The following is a 10,389-nucleotide window of genomic DNA, read 5'->3' as shown; positions in this document are numbered from 1 at the left end:
ATCAATTTTATTGTAGGTTTGTTTACCATACAATAAAAAATTCAAACTTATATAATTTTCAAAGAGCGAGCAATTCTATGAAAAATCAAGCTATTTTTTCATATCAACTTAACAGATTCATAAAGATTTAAAAGTGAGAGCTCGTTCAAACTAACAGTAGATATTGTTAGTATATATTTTAGGAAAAGATTTTATGTACTTATAAGAAAAAACTTTAACAAAGGTTTCCCAATGTTAAAGTTTTTTAAGTAATGGAATAATTTAATTTTCAATATTTAATATAGAATCATCACTATTAAATGTATTAGAATTATATAAGAACAAGACATCTGTTATTTCTTTATTTTCAATTAATTTGTCTAAGTCATCATAATAATATCTTAAATCAACTACATTAATTTCTCCGTAGTGAGATGTTAAAAAAGGTAGAAAGCAATTTGCATAGGAATCTTTAATGATTAACAATTTCTTATTTGGATCACCTAAGGTTTTTATATTTATTAATGCATGATTTCCACCACTAAACACACAATACTTATCTTTTTTATCTAAGTATTCACTATCAAAGAGGCTTGTACTTTTGATTTGTTCACTTACATAATTAACAACAAAATCAGATTCTTTAGGAATATATACATCAATACTATCTGACACTTTGCCTTTTGTACCTATTTTAGAGGATAGGCTAGCATAAAATGAATTAGTAACATTAACAATATCAAAATCATCAATAGACTTTGGTGTTAAGCCTAATTTTTCACACATTACTGTGTAAGCGATATATGCTCCTTTACTTGTCCAGTGATGATCTGTTTTATAGAAGAGGTAGTCATCTTTATTTTGATTTAAAGCTTCATATGGGTTTATGGTAATAATATTATCATTTAATCCAGAAAAACCTTATTTATATAATCTAGCTCATCATCATTAGGAGCATATTTAGGTAGTTTTTCTTCAAGAACTTTAGTTGCTGTAGGTGTCAGAATAAAGCTCATATTCAAATTGCTATATCTTTCATAAAAGGAGTTTATTGCAGCTATTTTGGCATCAGTTTCTTCCTGTGATGCCTCTATAAATTTTTCAAATAGCTGTCCATACTTACCAATAAAAATAGAGTTACTTTCATCTTTACCTTCTAGTTTTTCTAAATTAGACTTAATGCTGACAAAGCCTTTCTTTCCAGCAAAATTATCTTCTACATAGTTTGTATATTCTTTTGTGAAATCACCACTTAAGAAGCTTTTTATTGTAAATTTAGGCATTGTAGCAAGGGTTCTATTTTCTTCTTCAGAGAAGGTTTCATCTACTTTAAGGATATTAAAAATAATTACAATAGAAATAAAACCTATGAACATTAAAGAAGTAAGTATATTTAGTGCTCTGTTATTACGCTTTACTTTTCTTTTCTTTTTTTCTTTTACTTTTAGTTTATAGTCAATTTTTTGATTTTCCATAAAAACACCTTCTTTTTAGAACCTAAAATATAAGAAAGGATTATAGCTTGCCCCTACTAAATATGCAGTAGAGATTATTAGAATTATTAAATTCATTGATGCTATTAAAAATACATCCTTTTCTTTTAAGGTATATTTAATTTTATTAATATAATTGCGGATTAATTTTGTACTACAGATTAATCCTAAAGTTAGAATAATAAAATTATTACTTAATATGTATTTAGCCATTGTATCAATAAATATGTTGTTACCAAAACCAAACATTATTTTAATATAATGAATTGCAGATGGAAGTGTATTCATATCAAAAATAACCCATCCTATAATTACAATTAGTAAAGTATATATATGTGAAAATATAGAAGGGATTCTTTTTAATAAATTCTTTAAGTATAGCTTTTCTATAAACAAAATTGTTCCGAAATATAATCCCCATACTATAAAATTAACGCTTGCCCCATGCCATAATCCTGTTGCAAACCATACAATAAATAAATTTCTAACTTGAATAAGGGCACCTTTTTTATTTCCACCTAATGGGATATAAATATATTCTCTGAACCATCCACCTAAGGACATATGCCAGCGTCTCCAAAATTCAGTTATACTTTTTGAGATATATGGATAATCAAAGTTTTCTAGAAAATCAAAGCCAAACATTTTAGCAAGACCTATTGCCATATCTGAATACCCACTAAAGTCAAAGTATATTTGAAGGGTAAAAGCAATTATACCTATCCAAGATAAGACAACAGATAAATCATTTAAGGGAATCTCCTTAACTTGTGACCAAATTAGTCCTATATTATTTGCAAGTATTACTTTTTTACCTAACCCAACAATAAATCTTTGAACTCCTTCTCCAAACTTATTTATACTTTCTTTTCTATTATCAAGCTGCTTATATACATCATTATATTTGACAATTGGTCCTGCAATAAGCTGTGGAAACATTGTAATATAGGCTGCAAAGTCTATTAAGTTTCTTTGAGGTTTTGTCTTTTGCATATAAACGTCAGCTATATAAGATACTTGTTGGAATGTATAAAATGATATTCCAAGGGGAAGAGCAATATTTTTAATTTGTAGGTTTAAGCCCAAAATAGAACCTAAGCTTTCTATAGCAAATCCATAATATTTAAAGAAGAAGAGTATACTTATATCTATAAGCAGTAAAGTTATAAAAATGAATTTAGACTTCTCCTTGTCACTGATATATTTTCCAATTAATAAGGCTCCAATATAATTTATCAAGATTGATACCATAATAAGTAGTATATATACAGGCTCTCCCCAGGCATAGAATATTAAACTAGCTAAAAGTATAATAGTATTTCTTAATCTTTTAGGTGCAATATAATAACTTACCAAAACTAATGGTAAAAATATAAATATAAAAATTAAACTACTAAAAACCATAGTAACTCACTCCAATTATTTCTTTATTTAAAGTTATCTTTAATTATTTTCTTTATAGCTGAAGCATTTTCGGACACAATAAAAATCAAATATTGTCCTTCTTCTTCTAAAACAGCATTTTCAATAATATTATATTTTTCGGGCCTATAGTTTTTAAAGCTTTCTCCTTGCTTCTCTAGTCTTTTATTAATTTTTGATTTTATTTCAGATATATCAGTACCTTCCTTAGTTTTTAAGACCAATATTTCTTCAACTTCCATATTGCTTTTAGGCGCATAAGATATGAAGTCTTCAATATCATTTTTATTGATATAATAAAGATTTTTTAAGGTTTTTTCATCTCCAACATTTACACAATCTAGGTTTATAGTTTTCTCTAAATCGCTTTTAATCTTAGCCATATCAGCGGTTTTAACACCTAACATAGGGTATAAACCTATAAATAAAGCAATAATTATGGCAATTTCAATTAAATAATAATTTCTGTATTTATTTCGTTTATGTAAATTTATTTTTTTATGTTTATGCATAATATGTAGTCCTCAATTTAAATTTAATATATAACTATAATAGGTATAACAATTATATTTATCTTGTGAAAGTTTAAAGCCATATAACAAGAAGGGTATACCTAAGAAATTTTGTTATATAGCAAGTTTATGTTCTACTTTATATAATTAGTAAGATAATTTAGCCATATCTGATAAAAGTCATATTTATAGTGAATTCCATCTTGCTCATGTAGATAATCTTTTCCCTCTACCATGCTGGCTAAATCTATATAAGTGCATCCTGTAGCATTAGCAACTTCACTAACTTTCAATCTGAATTCATTTAAATTCTCATTAGTTAATCTATAATTTGTATCTACTGCATTAGCCATTACAGATAATGGAGAAACTAAATAAATGTTTGTTCTTGGTAGTACTTCCTTTATTGAATTAATAAGTTCAATATACTTTTCTTTAAAAGTATTAGAGTCTTGTCCAGAAAGATTGCTATCAAATTCAATAACATCATTCATCCCATATAATAAAACTAAGTTTTTAGGATTAATTCCTTGAAGCTTTTCTATATTTTGCATAGCTTTTACTACAGTATCACCTTTATTACAAATTACATTATAGTCATCTAGCAGAGCAAATTCAGACAATGCTTCAGTTATCGAATCACCCATGAAAACAGTATTTTCATAGTATTTAGCGTAATTAATATCACCTATATCAGTACTTTCATTTTCTTTAGTATTAGAAGCAGCTAAGATTTCATTTCGATATGACTCTATTTTATCTTCCACTTCATCTAAAGATTTATTTTCTAGTTGTATAAGATAATCTTTGCCATAAGAGCTTTTATCTTTAAAAACACCACTAAGCATACCTGTAATAAAGGTAGCCATAAGATAAAAAGCTGCTATTAAAGTTAATATACTTAATATTTTTCTTCCCATTATTTTTTCCTCATATAAATAAATTTCAGATTTATTATAGAATATATATTTTTTAGTTTGTTACAAAAGGGTTACAGTTTAGTAACACAAAAAAGAAAATGAATGTAAGTAGTAAAGTTGAATACTTTATTTTGGTGGAATATGAAGGATTTATATTATTTTTGATGGAATATTAAGGGATTGTATTATAAAATATGTAATGTAAAGCAGCAATTGGTTTTAAAGGTGAATGTAAATGAATGAAAATGACTGTAAATGAATGAAAATGACTGAAAGTGATTGACTGATGAATTTTTAAATAGTATTATAAATTACAAGGAAACTCCTTCTCCTAAAGTCGAATGAGTACACTCATAGTGTAAGTTTAAGTAGCCAAATCAAAGATTTGGACTTTCACTTAACTTCATCTGACCAAATCGGAGATTTGGAGATTCAGTTAAGGAAGGGATGTAAATGTTAACTCAAGAAAGACATGCATTGATATTAGAAAAATTAGAAAAGGAATCAGTTGTATATTTGAGCGATTTAATCAATCTGCTTGATGCATCTGAGTCAACTATAAGGAGAGATTTAAATTATCTTGATAAAGCAGGACTTCTTAAGAAAGTTCATGGTGGAGCTACTTCATTAAATAGTAAGCTTATTAACACTACTGAATTTGAAGTTGAGGTAAGACAAGGCATTAATAAAGAAGAGAAGATTGCAATTGCAAAATATGCAGCAAGCCTAATAAAGAATGACGACCTTATATATATTGATTCAGGAACAACTACTGAACTTATGATAGATTTTATAGAGGCAAAGGGAGCAACTTTTGTAACTAACGGGATAGGACATGCTAAAAAGCTTATCCATAAAAATCTTACTACATATATTCTTGGTGGGGAGTTAAAACTAACTACTGAAGCAATAATTGGCATTGAGGCTATTAATTCTTTAAGAAAGTATAATTTTACTAAAGGTTTTTTTGGAGCAAATGGCATAGACATTGAAAGAGGCTTTACAACACCTGATATTAGAGAAGCCATGGTTAAAGAAGAAGCATTAAAGAAGAGTAAGTTATCATTTGTGCTAGCGGATAACTCAAAATTTAATGAAGTAAGTTCAATAACTTTTGGCGAAATAAGCAATACTAGTATTATTACAACAAAATTAGAAGATATTAGATTTAAGAAGGTTACAAAGATTGTGGAGGTGGATGAGTAATGATTTATACAATTACTTTTAATCCTGCTTTAGATTACATTGTTAAGATGAATGAGTTTAATCTAGGGCATGTAAATAGAACTACTAGAGAAGATGTTTATGCTGGTGGTAAGGGAATAAACGTTTCTATAGTTTTAAACAACTTAGGAGTAGATAATAAAGCTCTTGGTTTTATAGCTGGTTTTACTGGTGATGAAATCGAAAGAAGAGTAAAAGAGTTTGGATGCTCTACTGACTTTGTTAAGTTAAAGAGTGGTATGTCTAGAATTAATGTAAAGATGAAGGCTGATGTTGAAAGTGAAATAAATGGTGGAGGACCAGATATTTCTGAAGAGGCATTAGAAGAACTTTACTCAAAATTAGAAAAGTTACAAAGTGGAGATATCTTAGTTCTTGCAGGAAGTATTCCAAAGACTTTACCTGTAGATATATATGAAAGAATTATGGACCACTTCGGTAACAGAGGAATTAAGTTTATAGTTGATACAACAGGTGAATCATTACTTAAGGTATTAAAGTATAAACCATTCTTAATAAAGCCAAATCATCATGAATTAGCTGAACTTTTTAATGTAAAGCTTAATGGACAAGATGATATTATTGCTTACGGAAAGAAACTTCAAGAAATGGGAGCAGAAAATGTTCTTATATCAATGGCTGGAGATGGAGCAATATTAATTAAGTCTAATGGAGAAGCTATTTACAGCAAGGTTCCAAGGGGAGTTCTTAAAAACTCAGTTGGAGCTGGAGACTCAATGGTAGCTGGATTTATAGCTGGTTATATTAAAAATGAAAAATTAGAAGACGGATTTAAAATGGGAGTTGCTACAGGAAGTGCATCAGCATTCTCAGAAGGATTAGCAACTAAAGATAAAGTAGAAGAATTATTAGCACAATTAAAATAATAGGGGAGGAAGCAAAAATGAAAATAACTGATTTATTAAAGAAAAACGGTATTGCTATCAATCCTGAAGTTAAAACTAAGGAAGAAGCAATAAACAAGCTAGTAGACTTAATGGATGCTACTGGTAGATTAAGTGATAAAGAAGAATATAAAAAAGCAGTACTTGCTAGAGAAAGCTTAAGTACTACTGGTATAGGTGATAACATAGCTATACCTCATGCTAAGACTACTGCAGTTAAAGAACCAGGTCTTGCTGCAATGATATTAACTGATGGGATTGATTATGATTCACTAGATGGAGAACCAGCAAAGCTATTCTTCTTAATAGCAGCACCAGAAGGTGAAAACAACCTTCACTTAGATGTACTTGCTAGATTATCAATGATGTTAATGGATCCTGAATTTAAGGATATGTTAGTTAACGCTAAATCAGTTGATGAATTCTTAAATCTTATAGATTCAAAAGAAAATGATAAGCTAGAAGCTGAAAACAAAAAAGAAGAAGAAGCAAAAGCTAATAAGACAGGATACAGAGTTTTAGCAGTAACAGCTTGTCCAACAGGTATAGCTCACACATTCATGGCTGCTGAAAGCTTAGAAAATAAAGCAAAAGATATGGGAATATCTATAAAGGTTGAAACTAACGGTTCAGGTGGAGCTAAGAACGTTTTAACTAAAGAAGAAATAGAAAATGCTGAATGCATAATAGTTGCAGCTGATAAGAAAGTTGATATGGCTAGATTCGAAGGTAAGAGAGTTATTCAAACTAAGGTTGCTAACGGAATACACAAAGCAGAAGAATTATTAAATAAAGCTACAAGCGGAAATGCTCCTGTATACCATCACGCAGGTGGAAGCGATGAGTCTGCTGATTCAGGAGAAAAAGAAAGTATTGGAAGACAAATATACAAACACTTAATGAACGGTGTTTCTCACATGTTACCATTCGTAATAGGTGGAGGTATATTAATAGCTTTAGCATTTTTATTTGATGATTACTCAATAGACCCAGCAAACTTCGGTATGAATACACCATTTGCAGCATTCTTAAAGACAACAGGTGGAGCTGCCTTTGGATTTATGTTACCAGTTCTTGCAGGATATATTGCTATGAGTATTGGTGATAGACCAGCTTTAGCAGTTGGTTTCGTTGGTGGTATGCTTGCTAACGAAGGTGGTTCAGGATTCCTTGGAGCATTAGCAGCAGGTTTTATAGCTGGTTACTTAATGCTTGGCTTAAAGAAATTATTCAGTAAATTACCACAAAGCTTAGAAGGTTTAAAACCAGTTTTACTATATCCATTCTTAGGAATATTACTAATTGGTGCGATAATTGTATTTATAATTAACCCTCCAGTAGGAGCTTTAAATAATGGTATTACTAACCTATTAAATAGCATGGGTTCAAGCAGTAAGGTATTACTTGGTGCAGTATTAGGTGGAATGATGGCAATCGATATGGGTGGTCCTTTCAACAAGGCAGCTTACGTATTCGGAACAGCATCATTAGCTACAGGACAATTTGATATAATGGCAGCTGTTATGGCTGGTGGTATGGTACCTCCTCTTGCAATAGCTTTATGTACAACATTCTTCAAGAATAAGTTCACAGCAAGAGAAAGACAATCAGGATTAACTAACTATGTAATGGGATTATCATTCATAACAGAAGGAGCTATTCCATTCGCAGCAGCAGATCCATTAAAGGTTATACCTGCATGTGTAATAGGTTCAGCTACAGCTGGTGCATTATCAATGGCATTTGGATGTGGATTAAGAGCACCTCACGGTGGTGTATTCGTAACTCCAATAGTTTCAAACCCACTTATGTACTTAGCAGCAATAGCTATAGGTTCAGTAGTAGGTATGATAGTACTTGCAGTATTAAAAAAGAAAATTGAAGCTTAAGAGGAAGTTCATTTAGCCTCGTCACTATAACCTAATTTGTAGGAAATAGTTTGATATAAAAAAGGAAGTTGTTTTATACAACTTCCTTTTTATTTAATTTCATAGTCCATACATACTCTATTTGATACAACACTTCTTACAAAAGTAGCAACTTTAATATGTTCTTCGTGCTTTTGATATACCTCAAGAGCTTCTAAATTTTCAAAGGTACTATCTAACATTAAAGATGCATTACTGCCTGCGATAGGTTCAATGTTTACTTTTATTTCCACTATTCCAGGAATCTTTGAAATTAAAGCTTCTAATCCAGTTTTTATTTTTAGTTTAGTTTCAAGATTATCATGTTCTTCTTTTAAATTCCATAAAATTATGTGCTTAATCATAATAACAACTCCTTTAAAAAACTATATACCTTTATGATAACACAAGTGAAATAATTAAAATATAAGTTATTAATTATTAATATGTTAAACTAGATATTTTAAAATCCCTCTTTTTCTCCTGTTACTGGCATATTTGAATAATGAACATGAAATAATCTCCATTTATTATCTTCCGTTTTGATATAAACTTGTGTTTCTCTACCTTTAGTTTCATGAGATTCTTTAGTGTTTTTAAATTGGGCAACAAAATGCCAATAAAATTCTGCTATAACAGTGTCTTTAAAAATTTGCATATTTACATCGAAAATATTAAGGTTTCTCTTAGAAAAATTATTCCTCATTGTTTTAATATAAAAATTTTCTTTTATTTGTTCAAAACCATGTTCATGGTCTCTAGGATGAATAAAAGTAGATTCATCAGAATCCATCCATACCTTTGATGCTAAATTTAAGTCAGTTTCATCTACAGATTTTGCATATTGTGAAATTTTGAATAGAATTTCTTTTTGTATTTCTTCTTTTCTCATTTTAATTCTCCTAGCTATAATTTGTATACAATGTAGATATCAATATTAACTTAATAATTGAGATATATTAAAGAATATATGTTACAGGTGGATTTCCACTAAAATCTGCAATGGTTGCTTTGGCATCTTCAAGGTAGAATGCTTCAAAAATTGGATTTTCAGAATTTTGATATAGAGACTTAACAAGTGGATTATGCTCTATTATAGATTTTTTTATATCTAAATCCTTAGTAAATTTAGCCTTACCACTTAATCTAATCCAAGCAAAATTTGGAGTAGATGTACATATTTCTACGTAAGGATTATTTTGAATTTGAGAATAAACGTCTTTTTCATTATTTGTGCAGAAATATAATTTACCTTCTTTTTCAAGCATGAATTGGAATGGACGAACTTTAGGTCTGCCATCTAAACCTACTGTTGAAAAATATTGAACTGGATTATCATTTAAAAATTTTATTACTTCATTCATTGTGAATGCCCCCTTATTTTTGATTTATTGAAAATTTTTTTTGACAAGATTATAATAGTTCTAATGATATCAATTGTATAGTAAGCACTTTAAAGTGCTATAGTATCCTTTATGATACTAATGTGAAAGGATGGGGTTTTAGCATGAATAAAAATTTACCTCCATGTCCAGTTGAAGTAACTTTAAGCCTTATTGGTGACCGTTGGAAGGTATTAATAATTCGCGATTTATTAGCAGGAACTAAGAGATTTGGGGAATTAAAAAAGTCTCTTGGAACTATAACTCAAAAAGTTCTTACTTCAAATTTGAGAGCTATGGAAAACAGTGGACTACTTACGAGAAAGGTTTATGCTGAAGTTCCTCCAAGGGTAGAATATACTTTAACAGAAACAGGTTATAGTTTGAAGCCGATTCTAGATTCTATGGTAGAATGGGGAGAAAATTATAAGAAGATATGTGAAGGACAATAGTAAAAATTAAAGCTATAGTTTCTGAAACATTTATGATAATAGTTGCAGAAATTAAGGGGCTGTATCAAAAAAATTTGATATTTGCCGATAAAGAAAAGGAAGTTCGAATTTGAACTTCCTTTTTTGAGCATAGTAATAATATGAAAAACTTCACAAAAAATGTGATTCCTATGCAACAAATAGGATTCGCATT

Annotated in this window: 12 protein-coding genes; 4 read left to right on the top strand and 8 right to left on the bottom strand. The window is 29.4% G+C overall.

The window, feature by feature from the left end; genetic code table 11:
- Positions 1 to 261: 261 nt before the first annotated feature.
- From H8S10_RS18215 to H8S10_RS16885, 5 genes are all read right to left on the bottom strand, one after another.
- Complete coding sequence (locus H8S10_RS18215) at positions 262 to 867, bottom strand: DHHW family protein (protein WP_347707688.1); 606 nt, start codon at positions 865 to 867, stop codon at positions 262 to 264.
- A 17-nt stretch (positions 868 to 884) separates the two neighbouring features.
- On the bottom strand, positions 885 to 1,454 hold the full coding sequence (locus H8S10_RS18210) for a hypothetical protein (protein ID WP_243175899.1): 570 nt from the start codon (positions 1,452 to 1,454) through the stop codon (positions 885 to 887).
- 15 nt (positions 1,455 to 1,469) lie between these two features.
- Complete coding sequence (locus H8S10_RS16895) at positions 1,470 to 2,876, bottom strand: MBOAT family protein (RefSeq protein WP_186839648.1); 1,407 nt, start codon at positions 2,874 to 2,876, stop codon at positions 1,470 to 1,472.
- A gap of 23 nt (positions 2,877 to 2,899) precedes the next feature.
- Positions 2,900 to 3,406 (bottom strand): DUF4358 domain-containing protein, encoded by a 507-nt coding sequence (locus H8S10_RS16890; protein ID WP_055264617.1) that lies wholly within the window; start codon positions 3,404 to 3,406, stop codon positions 2,900 to 2,902.
- Between the two features lie 134 nt (positions 3,407 to 3,540).
- On the bottom strand, positions 3,541 to 4,326 hold the full coding sequence (locus H8S10_RS16885; RefSeq protein WP_186839647.1) for a GDSL-type esterase/lipase family protein: 786 nt from the start codon (positions 4,324 to 4,326) through the stop codon (positions 3,541 to 3,543).
- Positions 4,327 to 4,779: 453 nt separating this feature from the next.
- Between H8S10_RS16885 and H8S10_RS16880 the strand changes: the two genes are divergently transcribed.
- The 3 genes from H8S10_RS16880 to H8S10_RS16870 are packed head-to-tail and all read left to right on the top strand — an operon-like array spanning position 4,780 to position 8,344.
- A complete protein-coding gene (locus H8S10_RS16880) occupies positions 4,780 to 5,532 on the top strand; it encodes a DeoR/GlpR family DNA-binding transcription regulator (RefSeq protein ID WP_186839646.1) in 753 nt (250 codons plus the stop codon).
- Positions 5,532 to 6,437, top strand: a complete 906-nt coding sequence (pfkB, locus tag H8S10_RS16875) for a 1-phosphofructokinase (RefSeq protein WP_186839645.1) — start codon at positions 5,532 to 5,534, stop codon at positions 6,435 to 6,437. Before H8S10_RS16880 ends, pfkB begins: the two co-directional genes overlap by 1 nt.
- Before the next feature lie 17 nt (positions 6,438 to 6,454).
- Entirely contained in the window at positions 6,455 to 8,344 is a 1,890-nt protein-coding gene (locus H8S10_RS16870; RefSeq protein WP_186839644.1) for a PTS fructose transporter subunit IIABC, read from the top strand.
- Between the two features lie 89 nt (positions 8,345 to 8,433).
- Here the strand turns inward: H8S10_RS16870 and H8S10_RS16865 are convergent, their stop codons facing one another.
- The 3 genes from H8S10_RS16865 to H8S10_RS16855 all read right to left on the bottom strand — a co-directional run bounded on the left by H8S10_RS16865 (position 8,434) and on the right by H8S10_RS16855 (position 9,726).
- Positions 8,434 to 8,727, bottom strand: coding sequence for a Dabb family protein (locus H8S10_RS16865; protein ID WP_186839643.1), 294 nt, complete (start codon positions 8,725 to 8,727; stop codon positions 8,434 to 8,436).
- Positions 8,728 to 8,825: 98 nt separating this feature from the next.
- Complete coding sequence (locus H8S10_RS16860) at positions 8,826 to 9,254, bottom strand: nuclear transport factor 2 family protein (protein WP_186839642.1); 429 nt, start codon at positions 9,252 to 9,254, stop codon at positions 8,826 to 8,828.
- A 67-nt stretch (positions 9,255 to 9,321) separates the two neighbouring features.
- Positions 9,322 to 9,726 (bottom strand): pyridoxamine 5'-phosphate oxidase family protein, encoded by a 405-nt coding sequence (locus H8S10_RS16855; protein ID WP_186839641.1) that lies wholly within the window; start codon positions 9,724 to 9,726, stop codon positions 9,322 to 9,324.
- 143 nt (positions 9,727 to 9,869) lie between these two features.
- Between H8S10_RS16855 and H8S10_RS16850 the strand changes: the two genes are divergently transcribed.
- Positions 9,870 to 10,196: a helix-turn-helix domain-containing protein gene (locus tag H8S10_RS16850; protein WP_186839640.1), complete on the top strand. Its 327-nt coding sequence runs from the start codon at positions 9,870 to 9,872 to the stop codon at positions 10,194 to 10,196.
- Positions 10,197 to 10,389: the final 193 nt, after the last annotated feature.

Source organism: Clostridium sp. NSJ-49 (assembly GCF_014287725.1).
Taxonomy (GTDB): Bacteria; Bacillota; Clostridia; order Clostridiales; family Clostridiaceae; genus Clostridium; species Clostridium disporicum_B.
The sequence above is the reverse complement of the archived record's forward strand: the minus strand, read 5'-3'. Positions and strand labels throughout refer to the sequence as shown.

Bases quoted from the DNA above. Each gene is read 5' to 3' on its own strand.
- H8S10_RS18210 (WP_243175899.1), bottom strand. From the start codon at position 1,454: ATGGAAAATCAAAAAATTGACTATAAACTAAAAGTAAAAGAAAAAAAG.
- H8S10_RS16895 (WP_186839648.1), bottom strand. From the start codon at position 2,876: ATGGTTTTTAGTAGTTTAATTTTTATATTTATATTTTTACCATTAGTT.
- H8S10_RS16890 (WP_055264617.1), bottom strand. From the start codon at position 3,406: ATGCATAAACATAAAAAAATAAATTTACATAAACGAAATAAATACAGA.
- H8S10_RS16885 (WP_186839647.1), bottom strand. From the start codon at position 4,326: ATGGGAAGAAAAATATTAAGTATATTAACTTTAATAGCAGCTTTTTAT.
- H8S10_RS16880 (WP_186839646.1), top strand. From the start codon at position 4,780: ATGTTAACTCAAGAAAGACATGCATTGATATTAGAAAAATTAGAAAAG.
- pfkB (WP_186839645.1), top strand. From the start codon at position 5,532: ATGATTTATACAATTACTTTTAATCCTGCTTTAGATTACATTGTTAAG.
- H8S10_RS16870 (WP_186839644.1), top strand. From the start codon at position 6,455: ATGAAAATAACTGATTTATTAAAGAAAAACGGTATTGCTATCAATCCT.
- H8S10_RS16865 (WP_186839643.1), bottom strand. From the start codon at position 8,727: ATGATTAAGCACATAATTTTATGGAATTTAAAAGAAGAACATGATAAT.
- H8S10_RS16860 (WP_186839642.1), bottom strand. From the start codon at position 9,254: ATGAGAAAAGAAGAAATACAAAAAGAAATTCTATTCAAAATTTCACAA.
- H8S10_RS16855 (WP_186839641.1), bottom strand. From the start codon at position 9,726: ATGAATGAAGTAATAAAATTTTTAAATGATAATCCAGTTCAATATTTT.
- H8S10_RS16850 (WP_186839640.1), top strand. From the start codon at position 9,870: ATGAATAAAAATTTACCTCCATGTCCAGTTGAAGTAACTTTAAGCCTT.